Below are 20,612 nucleotides of genomic sequence, written 5' to 3' on the forward strand. Positions count from 1 at the left end.
CTTCCGTCACTGCAAGGACAATGGCACGATTCTTTGAATATGACATGCTTGAGATTACAGGTTTTCGGACAAATGACCTGGGACATTAAAAGAGTTTTTCCTTATTACAAGCGGACACAAGTCCTGAAAGACCTTAAAACCACAACCCCAAGAAAAACGGACACATCTCCTGAAACCACACACTGTCAGCCCGACCATTTATTTTCGCTGCTAGTTCCATTTTCTGGGCAGCTGGTTATGATAGAAACATGACTGAAATTTCTAAAATCATTAGCGACCGCTGGAGTCCGCGCGCATACGATCCGGACTTTTCGATTAGTAACGAGCAAATGAATCAGCTTTTAGAGGCGGCGCGTTGGGCTCCTAGCGCCATGAATGCTCAGGAATGGTGGTTTGTGCCGGGAATTCGCGGCGATAAAAACTATGAAGTGTTACGCCGGGCAGTAGCCGGTTTTTCCGATTGGGCACTTGATGCTTCCGGGCTGATTCTCAATATCCATCGGGAGTATCCCTCTCGTCACGGTCTAGATTTTGGCCCTTATGATTTGGGTAGTGCGGTACAAAATATGTTGTTACAAGCAGAAGTCATGGGGCTGCATATGCGCCCCTTTGCCACTTTTGACCGGGAGCTAGTTAGCCGGCAGTTCCAGATTTCCGCTCCCTACACAGCGTTTACTATGTGCAGCGTGGGTAAAGAACCAGCTGGCCTGACTAAAGAGCGGGAACGCAAACCCTTGGAACAATTACTGTGGGAAAACCACCAGGATTAAGCCTTTAGAGCGAGGCCTCGCACTCATCAAATACCGAGTTATAGTCCCGTCCCCCACCAGATAAGGACTGCAAATAGCTGCGTGCAAGTATGGCATTCAGTTCATCTGCGGTCATTTTATCGGCAGTTTTAAAGTCTTCTGAAAGCTCCATACTTAGAGGATTACCACGATTTACTGAGCGTTGCTCAATTCAGCTGGAACATCGTTTAGAAATAGTTACGGGTTGGTCGGGGATTATTATCCCCGACCAACCCGTGTGAATTAACCAGCACTATTTATCCAAAAATTCAAAGGATAAATAATGCTATTTGGCGTACCGCCGTGCAACTAGAGCCACGCCCGCCACGGTTACTAGCAGCGATAGCGCCGCCAAAGAACCGGCAACGCCACCAGTTATGGGCATTGGCTTAGCGGTTTGTTTTCCGCCAGTCTTAGATTTTGCGTTATCAGCAGGTGCTATCGGGCATCCTTTAGCATCTACTTTGACTCCAGCAGCCGTATTGGGACATTTATCCTTAGCATCAATAATGCCATCTTTATCGGAATCAGTCTGCGCAGGATTAGTTCCCGGCTTCATCGGCTTATCAGTACCTGGCTTCTCCGGATCAGGCTGCCCTGGATTGGGGTTACCTGGATCTGGTTGTCCCGGATCGGGAGTACCCGGATCAGGGTTACCCGGATCTTTAGCAGTCACCGTAATTTTCATATCCAAAGTCAAAGTAGACTGGTCTGGGAAAGTCACGGTTACCTGCGGATGGTATTCACCGGCGGGCACTGCCTCGTCGGGATTCAATTTCCATCCGCCGGGATTATCGGCATCTTCACTAATCCAGGGGAATTTGGTTTTACTATCTGCCGTCAGCTGGAAAGTAGTGTTCGGTGGTAGTTTACCTGCCTTTGCCGTAGGGGAAGCTACCTTACCGCTTTCCCCGGCCATAACCGCTGCATCAGCGTAAGCCAAGTCCTGGTAGGTTTCGTTATCTTTCGGGGTTACGACCGGTTTTTCGGCAATCTTTAGGGTCAGCTCAGCGCTGACCGTTTCTTCAGTTCCCTTGTCACTGGTGTACTTCAAGGTAACCGGAACGGTTTGATCACTGGCAGCTTTCGGAGTGCCAGAGACTATACAAGCGTTCTGGTCTTGGTTCAAAGCTAGCGACAAGCCTTCCGGCAAGGTGCCAGTGCATTCCATCAAGTTCAAATTACCTAAGTTCTCGATTGGTAAAGAAACCTCGTTAATCGCGGTATCAGCGGTTCCGGTAACCGTAGCATTTTCCATCCGGGGGGGAACTGCGCAGCCTTTATTATCGGTAGTTGCGCCTTGCGGACTCTGGGGACATTCATCCTTGGCATCTGGATAACCGTCACCGTCACTGTCTTTATCCGCGATATCGATAGTTGCTTTAGCGGTAACCGAAACAATAGCGTTCTTGCCATCTGTGTAGCTTAGCTTAACGTCTACCTCGCTTTGTCCGGCTTTAGTAGGGGTACCACTAATCACGCAAGCATCATCATCAACCCCGAGTCCCACACTTAGACCAGCGCTTTTAGCTGCATCAACAAATTCGCAAGCCTTTAAGGCTAGTTTGCCCTCGTTAGTAATTGCCATCTTGGTGTTGGCGATTTGCGTTCCCACCTTACCAGTTACGGTTGCAGCTTTTAGGGTAGGCGGAACCGGGCAACCGTTAGTCTCATCAATTTTGACTCCCGCCGGAGTATTGGCGCACTGATCTTTAACAGCCCCAGTTTCGTCCCTGTCCGGAACTCCATCTTTATCGCTGTCTTGCAAAACCGTTATTTTACCAGCGTCGATAGTTTCAAAAGAGGGATTAGACTGCGCATGGTCGGGATAAATAACATCCAAACGCGGCGTGTACTCGGCTTTTCCATTAGTGAAAGCATGAGTAGTCTTAGTGGTATCAATAGTGATTTCGCCAGTGCTGGCATTAATGGGAGCCCAAAAATCTTTAAACCGTTTTACATAACTAAATGTCATGCCTGCGGGGTAAGTCTTGCCAGCGCGTTCCGTTACCTTGGTTTTCGTAGTTTTACCCTCTACGATAACTACGCTAGGAACATGGGAGCTATATCCGGCATATTTTGCACTGGGGGCGGCATAAGCCAAGCTAGCAGCCGGAATTAGCGCCAGAGCTAAAGTCAAACCGAACAGGGCGCTAACGCCCCGCAGGAAGCCCGCTCCTGACCGGCTAATAAAACTATTTCGGGTCATGTCAACCTTTCTGACTAAGAAAACTCATCATAGTTTTGCGTAAACAGTTACCGCCCCATACTAGCAAATAGCATCTGGGCGATGACACTGAGTATTAGCAATAACACCTAAATGCCAAACCCTAGCGCCCCGAAACCGAAGTCTCTTAGCCCCTAAAAGAGCTAGGTAGGAAAGCAATGGGTAAATGCCCAATGCAATTAGGGACAAAGAAAAAGCAGGTTTCCCGCTAGGATAAATCCCTGGCGGGAAACCTTTTGCTAGAAATAGAGGGCAAGATACTTCCTTGCCCCGATAACCAGCAATGCTCTAGGCAGCCTGGTCAAGTTGCAAACCCAAATACTGGGCAGCACGCGGACGTAAAGCCTCATCTGCTAAACCTGCAATCGCTTCACGAACCTGGCAATCCTGGTAAACATCTGCAAACCAAGGACTGATGGCATCAGATATCGAATTCACCAGCAGATTATTTGCTTGACGACCAGTGCCAATCTCAACAATGTTAATTTTTTCCATTTTTGATACTCCATTCACTTCTTCTTCTCACGGGGTTGGCACATTGTTCGCACCGGTAACCCCGGGGTTAAAAACCCTATATTTCAGTTATCTGGATAATGCCGAAACACAGCCCAGAAACCCAGCTTTTAACAAACTGCAAAAAGCTGGACAAGTCCTAAACCCTATTACCGGGACTATAGACCTGTCAAGACCTAGTATAGCTGACTGTAGAAAAAACTAAACGCTGGGGGTAGTAGCTTGACGATAATCAGCCTCTAACCCTACCGTGTGAATCCGCATAAAGTTAGTAGACCCGGGTACCCCGGGAGGCATCCCGCCAATGATTATTACTTTATCTCCCCGCTCTGCAAGATTCTGAGCCTGTAATACCTGGTCAACCTGCCATACCATATCATCAGTATGGGAAACATTAGGCACTCGATAAGTGTTAATTCCCCAAGAAACAGCTAACTGGTTACGGGTGGATTCTAGAGGAGTAAAAGCCAACATGGGAATAGGAGAACGCAAACGCGACATAGTACGTGCAGTTTTTCCGTATTGCGTAAAAGCAATCATGAACTTCAAATCCAACATTTCAGCTGCTCTAGCCGCCGAAACCGATAACACTCCAGCACGATCATGAGTATAGGTGCTAAGCGGTGCAATCCGGTCACCACCGTTTTCTTCTACATTACAAATCACGGAAGCCATCAAACGAACCGCCTCAATCGGGTAAGCCCCCACTGAAGTTTCCCCCGAAAGCATTACCGCGTCTGCCCCATCAAGGATAGCGTTAGCGCAGTCAGAGGCCTCAGCACGGGTAGGACGAGGATTGTGAATCATAGAGTCAAAAACCTGAGTGGCAACAATAACTGGCTTCGCGTAGCGCCGAGCCAGTTCAATCGCCCTTTTTTGAACCAGCGGTACTGCCTCGAGGGGCATTTCAACCCCCAAGTCACCGCGCGCAACCATAATGCCATCAAAAGCTTGAATAATTTCAACTAGATGTTCGACTGCTTGTGGTTTTTCAATCTTGGCGATAACCGGAATATGAATCCCCTCTTCGTCCATAATCCGCTTCACATCAGCAAAATCATCGGCACTGCGCACAAAAGACAAGGCAATAATATCGGCTCCCTGTTTAAGAGCCCAGCGCAAATCATCTTCATCTTTAGGCGATAATGCCGGAACCGAAACCGCGACCCCTGGCAAGTTCAATCCCTTGTGGTCAGAAACCACTCCCGGTACTTCTACCTGGGTAATTACATCAGTCTCGGTTACTTCTTTAACCCGAACTTGCACATTTCCATCATCAATTAACAAGGTGTCACCAGGGCTGCAATCGCCAGGTAAACCTTTGAAGGTGGTCCCCACGATTTCTTTATCCCCGGGAACCTCGCGAGTGGTAATCGTGAAAGTATCGCCCTTTTCTAAAGTTTGCGGACCAGCAGCGAAAGTCTCTAAACGAATCTTGGGACCTTGTAAATCAACCAAAACCGCGATGGCATTCCCGCTTTGCAACGCCATCTGTCGAATATTGGAAATAGTTTCTTCCGCTTCCTCTTGAGAACCATGGGATCGGTTAATCCGAGCCACGTTCATACCGGCCTCAGCCAGTTTTTTGATTTGAGACGGAGAATTCGTCGCCGGTCCTAAAGTACAAACAATCTTCGCTCTGCGCATACCTCTATCCTATCTAGTTCCTGCGTCCTTTCCACCTAGAGCAGATAAAAATCTCAGTTAGCCCCTTGCTACCGGGACAATCTGAGAGTTTTATAGCCCCGCACTCTCCGCGTTTTCGGTTTTACCTGCCCCAGTAAATCCCTTCCCTTCTTGCGAGGACGAGGGCTCTATACGATCAAAATTTTTCCGATTGCACCAGATGATAAGGAGAATCCCCAAACCAAACACCAGTAGCGAAGTCCAGACGTTAAGGCGCAAACCTAAGAACTGATTCGCCTGATCAATACGCAAGTTCTCTACCCAAAAGCGCCCCATACTGTAGGCACACAGATAGAATCCCATCATCATTCCCCCCCGAGGGCGAAAACGTCTCTCTATCCAGATAAGTGCCGCTATAGCTGCCAGATTCCACAACATTTCATAGAGAAAAGTGGGGTGAAAAGTCGCGTATTGTTCAAAACCAAAAGGTCGATGCGATAAATCAATTTCTAACCCCCAGGGCAAAGTGGTGGGGCGACCAAAAAGCTCCTGGTTGAAATAGTTACCGAGACGACCAAAAACCTGTCCCAACAAAATAGTTGGGGCAATCGCATCCGCCACCGGAGCAATCTTTAGACCCCGATAGCGAAGCACCAGGCAGGCAGTGAGGCTCCCAGCCAATACGCCACCCCAAATCCCTAGGCCTCCATGCCAAATCAAAGGAATCTCACTGGGGTTGCCGTGCGGACCAAAATAGTCCTGCCACTTGGTACATACATGATAGATACGTGCCCCAACAATCCCAATTGGAATAACCCACAGCGCCAAATCTACAATCATATCCGGATTTCCACCCCGTGCCTGATAGCGCCGAGATGCCCATAGACAAGCCAAAAAAATCCCCAACAAAATAGCCAATGCATAGGCACGGATAGGGAGGGTACCTAAATACCAAACTCCCTGGGAGGGGGACGGAATAAAAAACGGATTCATTCCAAAACTTTCTAGTCGCGCTGATAATCTTTGCTAACCCGCGATTTGCGAGAAATAGCCAAGGCCGGATGAGAACCGGCAGCCACCATTTCTGCCACCAAAGATTGCGGGTCATTCGACTTTACCAATGCCGAACCAATTAATACTGCATCTGCACCCTGCTGGGCATAATTAAACACGTCATGCGGCCTCGCCACCCCGGATTCTGCCACCGCAACCACCTGTTCGGGGATTACATCAACTATTTGGGCAAAATTCTCCATATTGAAATCAAGCGTTCTAAGGTCTTGGGCATTAACCCCAATTACCCGTGCTCCCGCGTCAAGGGCGCGGAAAGCCTCTAAACGCGAATGCACCTCGACAATAGCGGTGAGTCCCAAAGAATGAGCCCGCTCTACCAGGGAAGTTACCACATTTTGTTCTGCTAAAGTTTGCAGAATCAAAACCAAATCAGCCCCTAGGGCGCGGGCTTCGTGCACCTGATAGGGAGTTAGCACAAAATCCTTATAGAGAACCGGGACTTCAACTGCGCCCCGAACCTGCACTAAATCCTCGATAGAGCCACAAAAAAAGTTCTTTTCAGTCGAAACCGAGATTACGGAGGCTCCCCCTGCCTGATAGGCACGCGCCAGAGCTGCCACATCGGGCAAGTCCCTAAGAAAACCCTCCCCTGGGGTAGCCCGTTTTATCTCTGCGATTACCGAAACTGCGCCCTCGGTACGTAACGCCCGCACCCCATCTTTGGGAGTAGGACGTTGAGCAGCCAGCTTTTTAATTTCGGTAAAACTGACCTCAGATTCACGTCGCGCAACCTCTTTGCGCACCCCCGCCAATAGGCGTTCAAGAGCGTTCATTAGAGCATCACCTCTAAGGTCATGGTACGTTTTTGCCTCCCGAAGCCAAAACCCTATCTAGTATCTGGGCGCTTGCCAATCCGTGCGGGCAAGCTCCCCCCGGATTCAAAACAGCTCCGCTTGCCGGTATGACAGGCGGCACCAACTTGTTCTACCTGCACTAGCAACGCATCGCCGTCACAATCAATCTGAACTCCTTTAACATACTGCGCGTGACCTGAGGTATCACCTTTGCGCCAATACTCACGGCGAGAACGCGACCAGAAAGTCACCCGACCGCTGCTGAGAGTGCGACTTAACGCCTCATCATCCATATAACCCACCATCAAAACCTGCCCATTTTGATGGTCTTGAATCACCGCACATATAAGCCCCGCCGCATCACGTTTCAAACGAGCAGCCAGCTGGGGATCTAAACCCTGCCCATTCATCGAACCTCGTACCCCGCTTCCCTTAACGCCGATTTAACCTGCGCTATGGTTAAATGACCGAAATGGAAAACACTGGCCGCCAACACCGCATCCGCCCCGGCGCGCGCCGCTTCGACAAAATGTTCCACCTTGCCCGCTCCCCCCGAAGCGATTAAAGGAACGGATACCCGCGAGCGCACCTGCCCCAACATTTCTAAATCAAATCCCGTCCTCACCCCATCAGCGTCCATTGAGTTCAGCAGGATTTCTCCGGCTCCACGGGAGGTGACTTCACTGCACCACTGCAAGGCATCGATGCCGGTAGAACGGGTTCCCCCATGAGTAGTAAGTTCAAATCCGCTAGCGGTTTCCACTCCGTCAGGGCAGCGCCGAGCATCAACGGAAATAACCAAGACTTGATTACCGAAACGCTTCGCAATTCTATCGACAATATTCGGGTCGGCAATCGCGGCGGTATTAACCCCTACTTTGTCGGCACCCGCACCCAGGAGCTGTTCCACATCTGCCACTGAACGCACTCCCCCGCCCACAGTCAGGGGTACAAAAACTTGCTCGGCGCAGCGCTGCACCGTCTGCACCATAGTTGCGCGTCCCTCTTTGGAAGCCGAAACATCTAGGAAAGTGATTTCGTCTGCGCCCTTGACAGTGTAATGCGCAGCGAGTTCCACCGGGTCACCAGCGTCACGCAAATTTTGAAAATTTACCCCTTTAACCACCCGAGAATGGTCTACATCCAGGCAGGGAATAACCCGAATCGCTACCGCCATTTTCCCTCCTTGCCAACTCTATGTTTTCAGTGTAAAAAACTCTTACCTCAGGCAGCAAAAAGCGTCTTATCTTGGACTTAAAGCGCAATAGACGGCGCAGAAAAGATATTAAACGCCGTCATTCCCCAGCTGCCAAAACATCCATCACCACCGCTAACGCACTATCTCCCGTGGCCTGATCGGCAGGAATAATCGCCAAAATCCGCGAATTTACGCGCAAATCGGTGAGCTGCTCGGCAAGCGACTGGTAAACGCTGTCCCCCAAGATTTCCTGTGGACCAGTCTTTCCCCAGGTGTAGACCCGATTCTTACCAGAATCCAGTTCCCACACCCCGTATTGGGCTATCACTTTTTTCTTTGGATTTAGCTGCTCGGCGTTACCGGGAACCAATACGTAAGTAGCAGCTTCTTTAGGACGAGTTTGCGCGGCTGCCTCAAATTTGGGTAGCCCTTGCGGGAAGCTAAAACTAACCCCCGCAGGCTGTGGAATTTTGATGTCGGTAGCGTAAACCGCGGTCGGCAAAATATCGATAACATCAATTTCCATTGCTGTTTTCCCGTTGCTATTACTAGCTGGACGGCGCAGAACTAAACGAGTTCCTTCTCGTTTGTCTACTACCTCCGATAAAAGTCCTCCCGGCAGAGTCTGGGCATTAGCTTTACCAGCATACAGATGCGGTTTCCCGTTCTTGCAAGCAAACTTGCCGGTATCGCCCTCAAAGACACTGACCATTACCCGCACGTCGCCACTTTGCTGTACAAGCGGACCGGTACCAGTAATCACGGCGTGAGATTTCGGTAAAGTAAAAGGCAACTGTCCTTCCAGTTCAAGTACCGGTTGCTCTCCCAGATTCCCGCTGATTTTTAACTCGGTAGATACCCCGCTCGTAGCCTCTAGGCGATATGCTTCCCACAGGTAAAACCCGGAAATTACCACTGCCGCTACCACAGCTATCGCCACTAAAGCTGACCACCATTTCAAAATATGTAAGGACGCGGAGGGTTTTTTTGCGGTTACCTCAGCTTTTCTAGAGGGAAAACGTCGATAGCTCACCTTAATTGGGGATAGATGAGGATGTTTAGGCGGAGTCAGCGGGGTTGGTTGCGGAAGTGGGGAGCCAAAAATAGTTTCAGGGGTCTGGGAAGCTTTAGATTCTTCCTCGGTAAGGTACGTAGAATCCTTAACCGGCGGTTGATTGTCCATATTCATTCCTGCAGCTCTCCCAGCAGCTTATCTAAAACTTCCCCCTCACTGGCAAAAGGATCGCCCAAGGTGACAGTAGGAAGTTTAGATTCGTTAATTCGTACGTGCAGCCAGTCTACAGAAACATCTTTGCGCTGTTTGGCTGCCGCCTGCAAAATCGTGCCCCGGATATTTGCCCTGGTAGTAGTCGGAGGACAGCTTTGGGCAGTCTCAATCTCTTTGAGTGGGATTAACTGACGCATCAAACCGGCAGTTTCTAAGACCGGCGATAAACCTTTAGAACCAATATCGTGATAGGCCAAATCCAGGCGGGAAATTACCGGAGAATTCATAGCTACTTGCAGGCGCTTAGCGTTTTGCTCCAAAAGATTCTTCTTTATAACCCAATCAAGCTCGGTATTTACCTGGCTGAAGTCTTGGGTTTCAAAACATTTGAGCGCCCTACCCCATAGTTCTAAAGGATCAAGACCCGCGACCGTTATCCGTTCACGGGTGGCTTCCAACTCCCCCGCATCACTTAAAGTATTCATTACTCGCTGATAAATGGAGTTTTGAATCTGAACTGCGCTGGAAGAACCCCCCTGTTTCAGCTGTAACACAGTCATCCCCGATAAATCAGCGTTAATATCGCGAATCGCGTTCATCGGGTCAGACACCGCCAAATCGTTCAATGTCAATGAACAATCAAGCGCATCAAGTAAAGCTACAGTCATCCCCACTTTCAGGGCAGTGGTGGCTTGACAGATATTGGAGTCCCCAACGATTACGTGCATCCGGCGATACTGGTTCGAGTCCGCGAGCGGTTCATCTCTGGTGTTAATAATAGGGCGTGCCCTGGTGGTGGCAGCCGAAATCGGGTCGTAGATTTGATTGGCGCGCTGGGAAAAATGATAGTCGCCATTTTCGTCTATCTGCCCTGCTCCCACCAGTATTTGCCGGGTTATAAAAAAGGTAATTAGTCCATCGGCCATGCCCATAAAATCAGCGGAGCGATGCAAAAGATAGTTTTCATGACACCCACAGGAATTGCCTTGGGAGTCGAGATTGTTTTTGAAAAGATGAATGCGCCCATCGATTCCCTCGGTTTTGAGTTCTTGGTTTACTTTTGCCAGCAAATCCGCAAAAAGTGCCTGACCGGCGCTGTCCTGTGCCAAGAGGTCGCGTAGATTGTCGCATTCGGCAGTGGCATATTCGGGGTGTGATCCTACATCCAGGTAGAGGCGACCTCCATTTCCTAAAAATACATTGGAGGAGCGGTGGCGATTAACTACCGGTTTGAAGAGGCGGCGGGCTGCCTGTTCCGCATCTAAAGGAGCGTGTCCTTTGGAGGCAGCGCAGGTAATACCGTACTCGGTTTCAATCCCGAAAATTCTTCGCAAGGTTACTGTCCGCCCTTTTGTACAAAGCCCTCTACGAAGGCTTGAGCATCGGTTTGTAGTACCGTATCTATCTGCTCTAATAGGGCGTCAATAGCGGGTACGTTTATCTGTGCTTGACCATTTAGCGAATCTTGCTCGCTGTTTTCACCATTCCCGCCGGGGGCATTTATTTGTTCCTGAACCATTTTGTCCTCCTAATATGGGTTAAGCCTACGATTTTTCTGCGATTTTTTCCTATCAAGCCTTTTGACCGGCGGTTTTAACAAATGCCAGTGCATCGGCGCGGCGCAAGGCCTCTCTTTGCTCTTGGCTTGCTTCTCGGTCGGGGTCTCCTAAGGGAAAACGTAAAAGGTGTTCGCCCCCTAAATCTAGAAGCAGTGATTGCCAAGATCCTTTCTTTACCTGCGGAAGTTTCGCTACTGCCATACCACGCACCCAGGCTCTTCCGACCGAAGGAGGCTCTGAAACCGCTTGCGATATTTCTTTGGCGCTAAACAGTTGCTCAACCATTCCGGCTGCGCAAAGCTGTTCAAATATTCCCGTCCGCAGCGCTGCCCACTGTAAATCTAATGCCTGGATTTTAGGGTTATCCCACCCGCACCCTAAACGTTCACGCATTCGGGAAAGCAACTGGTATTTTGCTACCCACTCTATTTGGCGAGCAGCTAGCTGGCGATCTGTTCCTAAGGATTTCAAGAGGGCGCGCCAGCTATTAAGAAGGGCACTGGTGTCCTCATCAGCGCCGCCAGCTTGAGCAACCATCGTATCGACCGTCTCTAAAATAGCATTTTGAATCTCTAAAGCGGTGAGCTGGCCGGAAGCGGTCTGGATACGGTGGGTTAGCGTCAAATCATGAGATACCGCCCAAGTTTCTTCCACCGGGTCAGAAACGATTCTCAGGTTTTCTAGGGCGCCTATTTGGGCAGCATCGGCGTTTTCGATTAACCAAAGAAAAGCAGCGGTAGTACCTAAACGGATATAAGTCGAATAGTGGAAACGGTTCGCGTCCCCGCCAATAATATGAAGCCGCCGCCACCGGCTCGCATCAGCGTGCGGTTCGTCCCGGGTATTAACAATCGGACGGTTAAACGTGGTTTCTAAACCAATATCGTTTTCTACATAATCGGCGCGTTGAGAGATTTGAAACCCGGGGATTTGCGAACGCTGCCCGATACCAACCCTCCCTGCTCCGCAAATAACTGGACGGGTCACTAGGAACGGAATCAAATACTGCGCTAGTTTATGAAAATCGAGGTCACGGCGTACCAGATAGTTTTCGTGAGTGCCATAGGCTGCTCCTTTGCCATCAACATTGTTTTTAAAAAGCTGAATGTTTTCGCCATTTTGCTCTGCCAGCTCCATCGCGCGACGAGCAATCTCGTCCCCGGCCGCATCATAGAGCGCGCCTTGGCGAGGATTTAGGGTTTCGGGCGAGGAATATTCTGGGTGCGCGTGATCAACGTAGAGGCGCGCGCCATTAGTAAGTACACAGGCGCTTGGCTTAGGCATTGCGGCTTCTTGCTGACTTGGACGCGCTACTGCCCTAAGTTCGCGACCGGAAGGCGCCAGCTGCTCGGGATTATTGGTCAGTTGCGAGGGATCAGCTTCCCGGGGACTAATCGAAAAACCCCGCATATCTTGCAGGGGATTTTCTCCGTCGTAATCCCAGCTAACGGCTTCGCCTGGACGCGAATGGTCACGGTAGGCACAAACGATTTGGCTAGAAATCGCTACCGGATTAGCATAAATGTTCCCTGCCTGGATAATCCCAAACTCGGTTTCGGTTCCCATCGGGCGTTTAACAGCACTAACTATCATCCGATTCTCCTATTGCAAGCTGCGTACATCAACGATTCGTCCTCCCCTAACCCCGAGGGTTCTAGCCCACTCTCCCGGGTCATTAGAAGTGCCCAAAGCGGCGGTTTCTCGGATTTCCTCTAAGGCAGCCCATTCAACATGAGCCCAGCTCAAGCCGCTAACTGCCTTGCGTCCTTGCAAAGAGTCTTTAATAGCTGCTTTCTTTGCCCGTTCAACAATAGAGGCAATCATTGCCCCTGAAAGCAAGGACGCCGCATAAATGATTTCGCGTCCCCCATCTTCATAGGCGACCTCGTAAAGCTGGGTACGACTAGATTCCTCCCCCAGCAGCGCCACCAGTTTCTCGCGAAGCTGCTGGCGGGTGCTGCTTGGCGAAGTTTCTTCACCGCTTTGCAGCGGAACCGAGTCCCCTAAATGGATATCAAAGATTTCTCCCGCCTGAACCAGATGGGGGCGGCCAATCCGTACCCGCACATCCAGTCGGCCCGGACGAAGCACCGCCGGGTCAATCATGTCCTCACGGTTGGAAGCCCCAATAACAATCACATTAGATAGGGTGTCTACCCCGTCAATTTCTGCGAGCAGCTGCGGAACAATCATCGTTTCCACATCGGAAGAAATACCCGATCCACGGGTGCGGAAAAGCGCTTCCATTTCGTCAAAGAAAATAACTACCGGATGCTCATTGCTGGCAAGCTGACGCGCCCTCGAAAAAATAGCGCGAATCTGCCGTTCAGTTTCTCCCACAAACTTAGAGAGCAACTCGGACCCTTTAATCGACAAAAAATAGGAAGATTTTCCATTAGCGCTGCTCCCCAGGGAAGTGGCTACCGCTTTCGCGATTAGAGTTTTCCCGCAACCAGGCGGTCCATATAGCAAAATACCTTTCGGGGCGCGAAGTCCATATTGGTGGTAAAGCTCCGGGTGGAGAAACGGTAATTCCACCGCGTCCCGGATAGTTTCAATCTGCTTGTCCAATCCCCCAATTTGGCGATAGGAAACATTGGGGATTTGGGGAGCTAAGAGCTGTTCGACTTCTCCTCTTTGAATCTTTTGGATGCCTATCCGGCTGCGAGGGGTAAGCAGAATTGAATCCCCCACCTGAAGCGCTCCCCTTAGGGGTGCGGCCAGTGGCACCACCTCGGTATCAGTATTACCTAATTGCACCAAGGCACGCCCATTAGGCAGAACCTCTCTTACCTGTGCCAAAGTGCCGCTAGTGGGGTAAGACAGGATTTTAGTGACCACCATTTCCGCATTTACCAGCACCTCTAAACCTATTTGCAGCTGGGTGGGGTTAATCTGCGGATGCAGCGGAAGAACCATCGGTTTACCACCCAGAAAAACCCTAACTTCGCCCTTAACACTAGGCGCTTGCGCCACTAATGCCACGCTTGCGGGAGGTTTAGCTAAAAGTGACAATTGTTGATGCAACTGCACTACCTGCTCGCGAGCCGCGCTCAAAGCTGAGGAAAGTCGCTTATTCTTCCCCTTAAGGGAAGTAACTTCCCTTTTCAGCGCCTGTATATCCTCAGCGCTATCCCTAGGCATTATTTTCCTTTCCCCCAAAGCCTCTCCAGCCTATAAAAAACCCGTAAACCATCATAAATACGCTGTTTAACACCTTAAGAGGGCGCATGAGAACTAGAGGACGGTTCCGGAGGCGGGCAACCGTCCTCGCCCTGGTTTCCCCGCACCCAATAATCGGCGCGCCTAACCACATCGCGGCGCACCCGGCGGGTTTTACGTTCAGAAGGTCGGCGCTGCCCCAGCTCAACCTCTGACCAGTTAGCTTCCACTCCCCACTGCCCACCATTAATTTTGGCTTCTTTTGGGGTAGAACCAAGTTTTTTCGGACGTCTAGCACCCGCAGATAAACTGCGGGTAGTAACTAAAAACCCGGTGTGACCAACCATGTGATGTTCCGGACGCAGCGCTAGACCCTCGGTGTGCCACAGACGCTGCATAGTTTCCTCACTTTGAGTAAACCCGAAACCCCCATGTTCCCTTAAGGACTCTACCAGGGTAGACATCTGGGTAACGGTGGTTACATAGCAACAAAGCACCCCACCGGGAACCAATATTTGATGCAAAATATCCAGATACTGCCAAGGATCCAACAAATCAATGACTGCCCGATCAAAATAGTGCTTTCCGTAAAGGCTCACTAAATCAAGCTGACCGAGCCTGCCGCGCTGAAGCTGCCACGCCGGGTGAGAGGTACCAAACCACAAATCCACATTTGCCTGGGCAATATCGGCAAAATCTTCCCGCGCCTCCAACGAAACTAGCTGACCGCTATCTCCAATCATCTCCAGCAAAGATATACTGAGAGCCCCCGAACCAGCCCCACATTCAAAAACGCGGGCACCAGCAAATATATCCGCAGATTGGAGAATTTGAGCCGCGTCTTTCGGGTAAATAATCGCCGCCCCTCGCGGCATGGATAAGGTGTAATCCAAACGGCGAGGACGGAAAGCTAAAAACTCCCGCCCCTCCCGGGAGCGAACCAGGCTCCCCTCTTCACGTCCTATTAACTGTGCCAGGGCAAATGAAGCTTTAGCGGTATTAAACCAACCTTTCTCGGTGACAGTGACTGTATATAAATCCCCCGCCGCTCCTTGCAGCTGTACCCGATCTCCGAGGCGGAAAACCCCTCGCGAACGGCTGGGGGTTGTCCCCTCAGCTACAGAATGAGGGATTTTGCCACCCTCTGCTGGTAGTTTAAAGCTCATTTTCCCTATTCTATCTGTTATTAACTATCCAGACCGCGCGCCAGAACGTCCTAGAATAAGGGTATGACTTCCGCTGATCACTCCGCCGCCCTCTCACCCTCCCGTATCGGTACTTTCCGCAACTGTCCCTTGCAGTTCCGATTCCAAGTGATAGATAAACTTCCCACCAAAGAAAGCCCAGTTCGCCGGCGAGGAACTTTGGTTCATTCAGTTCTAGAAAACCTGTTTGACTTGCCCGCAAAGGAACGCAGATTTGAAAGCGCTGACCAGAAGATTTATGAAATCTGGGAGGACACTATAGATGAAAATCCCGAGCTGTATGCCGAACTATTTAAGGGTGACAAAAGCGAAGAAAATCAATTCCTAGAATCATGCCGCGAGCTGCTTGCCAACTATTTTTTAATGGAAAACCCCGATAGGTTGAACCCGGCTCACCGGGAAAAATACTTGCGGGTAACCAATAAAGACCATCTGAGGCTGCATGGATATATCGACCGGGTAGATATATCCCCCACCGGGTTAGTTAGGATTGTGGACTACAAAACCGGCAAAGCACCCGCCGAACGCTATATCGGTCCCTACCAGTTTCAAATCCGATTTTACGCGCTAATCTGGTATTTAACCCAAGGAGACTTACCGGCTCGCTTACAATTGTTATTCCTCAAAGACCGGCAGGTTTACACCTATACCCCCACGATTGCAGATATAGATGCCACCAACGCGGAAATATTGGCTGTATGGGAACAGATTTCTTCCCAAGCGCGCTCCGGGGATTTTCCACCGCGTCGCTCGCCCCTTTGTAACTGGTGTGACTACCGGGCACACTGTCCACTCCTGGGGGCAAACCCGCCCGAAATCTCTGAAGAGGGCGTCCAAAAACTATTATCTACGCAGGTAAACTGACGCTAGCTAACATCTAAGGACGCAGGTCTGCTTTAAGCTAACAAACGCTGCACATCGCTTAGCGTCATTTGACCTACCGAGCTAAAACGCGCCGCCTCAATTCCGCTAACTTCCCGCTGCCCTACCAAAGCCAGGCGCGCCCCCGCGTCTTTTCCAGCTTTCAGTCCGGGAGTAGAATCTTCCACCACTAAACACTCGTTTATCGGCACTCCCAGTCGTTTAGCTGCGAGCAGATAGGGATCTCCGAACGGTTTTTGCCGGATATCGGCTTCAGAACCAGTCACCATGATGCTCAAGGAACCTTTCGGGGCACTACGACACACATCCTGAACCAAAATGTCATAGGAAGCCGAAACCAAGGCGGTAGCAATATTTGCCGATGCCAACTCGCTTAATAACGACTTGGCTCCCTCTATCCAAGGTATCCCCTGAGTAACATAGAACTGGTGCATTGCCGAGACCATCATCTCAATCACCGCCTGCGGCGCTAACGGCAGATTCTTGCGTTGAATCATAATACAGGCACTATCAAACAGTGAGTTACCAGTTAAAGCCTGCCCGTCCTCTACACTCCATTCCTGATTGAAACCCGCAACAATCTGTGCTTCTGCACGATGCCACAGCGGTTCGGAATCAATCAAAGTTCCGTCCATATCAAAAAGAACCGCGCCCATAGCTGAAAATCCCGTATTTGCTTATGCCAATGCCGATAAAGCGCCAGTAGCCAGCGCCACAGCAACCGCAATCCCTAAAAGCAGACGATAAATAACGAAAGGCGTAAAGGTCTTGGTTTCCAAAAGACGCATAAACCAAACAATAACCGCATATCCCACCGCGAAAGCAACTGCGGTAGCAAGAATGGTTGCGCCCCAACCGGCAGGATTATTCCCTACTGATTTAGCAGCCTCGAAAAACCCGGAAGCGAAAACCGCCGGCATCGCCAGCAGAAACGAATAGCGAGCCGCCGCCACCCGAGTAAAGCCCATTAGCCGACCAGCAGTAATAGTCCCACCGGAACGGGAAACTCCCGGGATTAAGGCTAGGGCTTGCGCGAAACCAAAAAGGATAGCTTGCAGCCACGACAGATGCTCTAAAGTTTTTTCTTTCTTGCCGTAGCGATCCGCTGCCCCCAAAATTAAAGCAAATATGACCAGCATAGAAACCGTAATCCACATATTGCGAAGCTGACTTTCGATAAAATCTTGGCCTAGCAACCCCAAAATGCCAATCGGGAGGGAGCCTACAATAATCATCCACCCCATGCGCACATCCGAATCAGCTTGAGTTACCCCGCTACGCTTTGGGACGAAAGCTTGAAACCATTTACAAACTATCCGGCTGATATCTTTCCAAAAATAGATAAGAACTGCGCTTTCTGTACCGATTTGGGTAATCGCGGTGAAGGCTGCGCCAGGATCATCACCAAATAATGCCCCTACAATCCTAAGATGCGCCGAGGAAGAAATCGGCAAAAACTCGGTTAAACCTTGAACTAGCCCCATAATTATGGCTTCAAAAATACCCACGTCCACCAAGCCTATAGCCTAGAGATTAAATAGTGGCAGCCACTGTGGGTGTTTTCTCTCACCCCTGGCAGTTTTCGGCAAAAATCGGGGTATTTAGCAACATTGTTTGGGCAGCAAAATCCCTTAAGCCACCGGTTATCCCTATAAAAATCAGCTCGGTAGCTAACAGTTTTTAAGTTTAGTCGCCGTGCCTAAAACATCTAAGACTGATTCCCCTTAACCTGGGGATATGGAAAAGAGAAGACTAGGACGTACCGGACTGATGGTTTCCACCCTGGGGCTTGGCACCCTGACCTGGGGACGAGACACCGATTTTGAGCAAGCAAGTCAGCAGCTTCAAATGTTCCTAGATGCCGGGGGTAACCTGATTGATACCGCCGCCACCTATGGTGAGGGCGAGTCAGAAAAACTCATCGGCAATCTCCTTGAGGAGAAATTTTCCCGCGATGATTTGGTTATTTGTTCAAAGGCAGGGGTGCGACCAGGAGATCCTCCCAGTGTTGATGCCTCCCGCGCAAATTTATTGCGCGGACTAGATCAATCCTTAGAGCGTTTAGGAGTCTCTTATCTTGATGTTTGGTTTGTACACCACTATGACCCGTTTGTGCGGGTAGAGGAAACCCTTACCGCTCTGGAGATGGCACTGCGTTCTGGGCGTGCCCGCTACGTAGGGGTGTCTAACTATCCGGCCTGGGCAATGGCAGAACTGGCAGTATTGCTGGGGCAAGACCGCTACGAGGTTGCTGCTGTCCAAGGGGAATACTCTTTACTTAATCGTCAAGTTGAGGACGAGATTCTGCCGGCAAGCACTCATTTTGATTCTGGTTTTATCGCTTGGTCACCGTTAGGGCGAGGAGTATTGACCGGTAAATATCAAACCAGCGTTCCCCCCGATTCGCGGGCTGCGTCTCAGCATTTACAAGGCTTCGTTGCCCCCTACCTCTCAAAAGAGTACGAACCGATAACCCAAGCGGTATTAGCCGGGGCTGAGGGACTAGAATGGGAGCCCCTAAAATTGGCCTTAGCCTGGGTAAAGGACGCACCGGGAGTTACCAGCGCATTGACCGGAGCACGTAGCGCTGGGCAATTTGCGGCGGTACTTAAAGCAGCTGATGCCCATGTTCCTCACCAAATCCGGGTGGCACTCGATGAGGTTAGTGCCTAAGCCAAAGCAGATAACTGGCGAACTTGAAATAATAGCGGAAACTTCTAAAGCAAGAGCCAGGAAGGGTTAGCGGGAAGGCGCGGTAAGCTAAGCGCGGTAAAGCTAACTAATCTTCGTTTTCCTCGTCCTCTTCGTCAAAGTCGTAGTCTTCAAGGAGGGCTGCTTCAGCTTCATCTAGCTGTTTATCCGAGTCGTCTTCGTCCTCGTAGTCGTATTCTTCATCATCAAAATCTGAGTCATAGTCATCAGATTCTTCATCATCTAAAACTCGGTTAATATGTTCGAAAAGAGTGTCGGAATCAATATCTTCGTATTCAAACACATCTAGGGGAAGATCACAGCCAAGCTGCGAATAGAGCGCTTCATCATAGGTAGAAAAGGCTGATTCTAATGCCTGGCTCGCTTTAGCTACCTGTGGGTCAGAATCTGGGTCAGCTGCTCGCCGGGCAGCTTCTAAATGCGCTTGCAACGCTGCAACAAAACTATCAAAGGTCACCTGTAAATGGTCAGCCACGATAGACTACCCCCTTAGCTTCTATACAACCTTCCTGCTTAGGGTAGGTGAAGTTGCCCGCGAATCATGGTTACCATCAAATCGGTACCCTTGATTTCGGCGGTTTCTTCCGGTCCAACAATCCTAGTTGTACCGTCCGGATCAACCAGCTGTGAGGCCCCGCCATCAGGACCTAACGGCAAAATGACCCACTCCTTACCCGGAGCATAGGTTGTCGAAGGAGTACGCCCCGATAGCTGATCGCGAATATTCGCGATTACCACGCGGGCGTGAGCGCGGGCAGCATCTGCGCGCTTTGATTCTGGCACATCGGTGATGTCACCAACTGCATAGACATTCTCCATGTCTTTAACCCGCAGATGTTCATCTACCATAACGGTGCCATTAGCATGCATAACCTGGGAATAGGATCCGTGTAGGTAGCCGGAGGACGTTTGAGCGCCATAGCACAAGAACCACATATCGGCTTCTACGGATTGTCCCGCGAGGGTTTCCACCTGGAATGTGGAAAGTATACCCACATCGGTGGGAGGCATATAGGCCAAAGGCGCGCCGAGTACCAGTTCAATACCGCGTGCTTCTAGTTGCTTGGTCATGGTTTCGCGCAAAGAATCTAAATATCCAGGAGTGCCCAGGATATAGGGTTCTTTATCCACCATAATGATTTTCATATTGGGGTAGGTGGAGGTTAGCTCGCCCGCGAATTCTACGCCGACAGTACCCGCTCCGACCAGCATTACTCGTTTGGCACGCGCTAAGTTATCGCGCGTTTGATCAAGACGAGCCTTTGCAACCGAAGCTTGGGAAACCATGTGTTTTGCAGGGAATGGGTAGGTAGTTCCGGTTGCTAACACCAAAAAATCAGCTTCGATAGGGTCATGTCCAGCTACATAAACCGTGCGACCATCCACCCGCATACAGGTTCCGTGAACGACCCGCCCCCGTTCAAGTAGCCGGCTGTAGGGCATAAATACGGTGTGTCCCCACACGGAATCTACTGCCGCCCTGAGCGCGGCGGCGTGATGAACAAACTGGTCTTTCTGTTCGACCAACGTGACATCGGCTACGTCATCTAGCCCACCCGCTACGGTTATACCACCATAACCGCCGCCAATGACTACTACTTTAGCCACGTTACCTCCCTTTGCCCGCTTCAAGTATCCCCATGA

Annotated in this window: 22 protein-coding genes; 4 read left to right on the plus strand and 18 right to left on the minus strand. The window is 50.4% G+C overall.

What is annotated here, in order from left to right; translation table 11 throughout:
* Both QZT94_RS06395 and QZT94_RS06400 read left to right on the plus strand, forming a co-directional pair.
* The coding region (locus QZT94_RS06395; protein WP_296773300.1) for a hypothetical protein at nucleotides 1-252 on the plus strand (252 nt) is incomplete at its 5' end.
* Nucleotides 249-770, plus strand: coding sequence for a nitroreductase family protein (locus QZT94_RS06400; RefSeq protein ID WP_296760976.1), 522 nt, complete (start codon nucleotides 249-251; stop codon nucleotides 768-770). The genes QZT94_RS06395 and QZT94_RS06400, both read left to right, overlap by 4 nt.
* A 4-nt stretch (nucleotides 771-774) precedes the next feature.
* On the opposite strand, the gene QZT94_RS06405 is transcribed toward QZT94_RS06400, so the two are convergent.
* The 14 genes from QZT94_RS06405 to QZT94_RS06470 all read right to left on the minus strand — a co-directional run bounded on the left by QZT94_RS06405 (nucleotide 775) and on the right by QZT94_RS06470 (nucleotide 15,335).
* Nucleotides 775-921: a hypothetical protein gene (locus QZT94_RS06405; protein WP_296760977.1), complete on the minus strand. Its 147-nt coding sequence runs from the start codon at nucleotides 919-921 to the stop codon at nucleotides 775-777.
* A 153-nt stretch (nucleotides 922-1,074) separates the two neighbouring features.
* A complete protein-coding gene (locus QZT94_RS06410; RefSeq protein ID WP_296760979.1) occupies nucleotides 1,075-2,997 on the minus strand; it encodes a Rib/alpha-like domain-containing protein in 1,923 nt (640 codons plus the stop codon).
* A gap of 306 nt (nucleotides 2,998-3,303) precedes the next feature.
* Nucleotides 3,304-3,510, minus strand: a complete 207-nt coding sequence (locus tag QZT94_RS06415) for a hypothetical protein (RefSeq protein WP_079985835.1) — start codon at nucleotides 3,508-3,510, stop codon at nucleotides 3,304-3,306.
* Between the two features lie 219 nt (nucleotides 3,511-3,729).
* A complete protein-coding gene (gene pyk / locus QZT94_RS06420) occupies nucleotides 3,730-5,175 on the minus strand; it encodes a pyruvate kinase (RefSeq protein ID WP_296760982.1) in 1,446 nt (481 codons plus the stop codon).
* A 90-nt stretch (nucleotides 5,176-5,265) separates the two neighbouring features.
* Nucleotides 5,266-6,147, minus strand: coding sequence for a prolipoprotein diacylglyceryl transferase (gene lgt / locus QZT94_RS06425; protein ID WP_296760983.1), 882 nt, complete (start codon nucleotides 6,145-6,147; stop codon nucleotides 5,266-5,268).
* 11 nt (nucleotides 6,148-6,158) lie between these two features.
* Nucleotides 6,159-7,001 carry an indole-3-glycerol phosphate synthase TrpC gene (gene trpC, locus QZT94_RS06430; RefSeq protein ID WP_296760985.1) on the minus strand — a complete coding sequence of 281 codons (843 nt, stop codon included), beginning with the start codon at nucleotides 6,999-7,001 and terminating at the stop codon, nucleotides 6,159-6,161.
* Nucleotides 7,002-7,054: 53 nt separating this feature from the next.
* Nucleotides 7,055-7,432 (minus strand): phosphoribosyl-AMP cyclohydrolase, encoded by a 378-nt coding sequence (gene hisI / locus QZT94_RS06435; RefSeq protein ID WP_270625647.1) that lies wholly within the window; start codon nucleotides 7,430-7,432, stop codon nucleotides 7,055-7,057.
* Nucleotides 7,429-8,199: an imidazole glycerol phosphate synthase subunit HisF gene (gene hisF, locus QZT94_RS06440; protein WP_296760987.1), complete on the minus strand. Its 771-nt coding sequence runs from the start codon at nucleotides 8,197-8,199 to the stop codon at nucleotides 7,429-7,431. The genes hisI and hisF overlap by 4 nt, the downstream gene beginning before the upstream one ends.
* 118 nt (nucleotides 8,200-8,317) lie before the next feature.
* Nucleotides 8,318-9,403, minus strand: a complete 1,086-nt coding sequence (locus QZT94_RS06445; protein ID WP_296760989.1) for a hypothetical protein — start codon at nucleotides 9,401-9,403, stop codon at nucleotides 8,318-8,320.
* 2 nt (nucleotides 9,404-9,405) lie between these two features.
* A complete protein-coding gene (gene pafA, locus QZT94_RS06450; RefSeq protein ID WP_296760990.1) occupies nucleotides 9,406-10,782 on the minus strand; it encodes a Pup--protein ligase in 1,377 nt (458 codons plus the stop codon).
* A 2-nt stretch (nucleotides 10,783-10,784) separates the two neighbouring features.
* A complete protein-coding gene (locus tag QZT94_RS06455) occupies nucleotides 10,785-10,967 on the minus strand; it encodes a ubiquitin-like protein Pup (RefSeq protein WP_296760992.1) in 183 nt (60 codons plus the stop codon).
* A 52-nt stretch (nucleotides 10,968-11,019) separates the two neighbouring features.
* Entirely contained in the window at nucleotides 11,020-12,600 is a 1,581-nt protein-coding gene (gene dop / locus QZT94_RS06460) for a depupylase/deamidase Dop (RefSeq protein ID WP_296760993.1), read from the minus strand.
* Nucleotides 12,601-12,609: 9 nt separating this feature from the next.
* On the minus strand, nucleotides 12,610-14,151 hold the full coding sequence (gene arc / locus QZT94_RS06465; RefSeq protein ID WP_296760995.1) for a proteasome ATPase: 1,542 nt from the start codon (nucleotides 14,149-14,151) through the stop codon (nucleotides 12,610-12,612).
* Between the two features lie 74 nt (nucleotides 14,152-14,225).
* Nucleotides 14,226-15,335, minus strand: coding sequence for a tRNA (adenine-N1)-methyltransferase (locus QZT94_RS06470; protein ID WP_296760996.1), 1,110 nt, complete (start codon nucleotides 15,333-15,335; stop codon nucleotides 14,226-14,228).
* A 63-nt stretch (nucleotides 15,336-15,398) separates the two neighbouring features.
* Between QZT94_RS06470 and QZT94_RS06475 the strand changes: the two genes are divergently transcribed.
* Nucleotides 15,399-16,238: a PD-(D/E)XK nuclease family protein gene (locus QZT94_RS06475; protein WP_296760998.1), complete on the plus strand. Its 840-nt coding sequence runs from the start codon at nucleotides 15,399-15,401 to the stop codon at nucleotides 16,236-16,238.
* A 32-nt stretch (nucleotides 16,239-16,270) separates the two neighbouring features.
* Here QZT94_RS06475 and QZT94_RS06480 read toward each other — a convergent pair whose 3' ends face one another.
* Both QZT94_RS06480 and QZT94_RS06485 read right to left on the minus strand, forming a co-directional pair.
* Nucleotides 16,271-16,912, minus strand: coding sequence for an HAD family phosphatase (locus tag QZT94_RS06480; RefSeq protein ID WP_296760999.1), 642 nt, complete (start codon nucleotides 16,910-16,912; stop codon nucleotides 16,271-16,273).
* A 21-nt stretch (nucleotides 16,913-16,933) separates the two neighbouring features.
* On the minus strand, nucleotides 16,934-17,764 hold the full coding sequence (locus QZT94_RS06485) for an undecaprenyl-diphosphate phosphatase (RefSeq protein WP_296761066.1): 831 nt from the start codon (nucleotides 17,762-17,764) through the stop codon (nucleotides 16,934-16,936).
* Nucleotides 17,765-17,993: 229 nt separating this feature from the next.
* Between QZT94_RS06485 and QZT94_RS06490 the strand changes: the two genes are divergently transcribed.
* Complete coding sequence (locus QZT94_RS06490; RefSeq protein ID WP_072509450.1) at nucleotides 17,994-18,929, plus strand: aldo/keto reductase; 936 nt, start codon at nucleotides 17,994-17,996, stop codon at nucleotides 18,927-18,929.
* A 106-nt stretch (nucleotides 18,930-19,035) separates the two neighbouring features.
* Here QZT94_RS06490 and QZT94_RS06495 read toward each other — a convergent pair whose 3' ends face one another.
* Together QZT94_RS06495 and QZT94_RS06500 are read right to left on the minus strand one after the other, a co-directional pair.
* A complete protein-coding gene (locus tag QZT94_RS06495) occupies nucleotides 19,036-19,443 on the minus strand; it encodes a hypothetical protein (RefSeq protein WP_079985834.1) in 408 nt (135 codons plus the stop codon).
* Between the two features lie 38 nt (nucleotides 19,444-19,481).
* Nucleotides 19,482-20,576: an FAD-dependent oxidoreductase gene (locus tag QZT94_RS06500; protein WP_296761002.1), complete on the minus strand. Its 1,095-nt coding sequence runs from the start codon at nucleotides 20,574-20,576 to the stop codon at nucleotides 19,482-19,484.
* Nucleotides 20,577-20,612 lie beyond the last annotated feature (36 nt).

This window comes from Varibaculum sp., assembly GCF_008661855.1.
Lineage (GTDB): Bacteria > Actinomycetota > Actinomycetes > Actinomycetales > Actinomycetaceae > Varibaculum > Varibaculum timonense_A.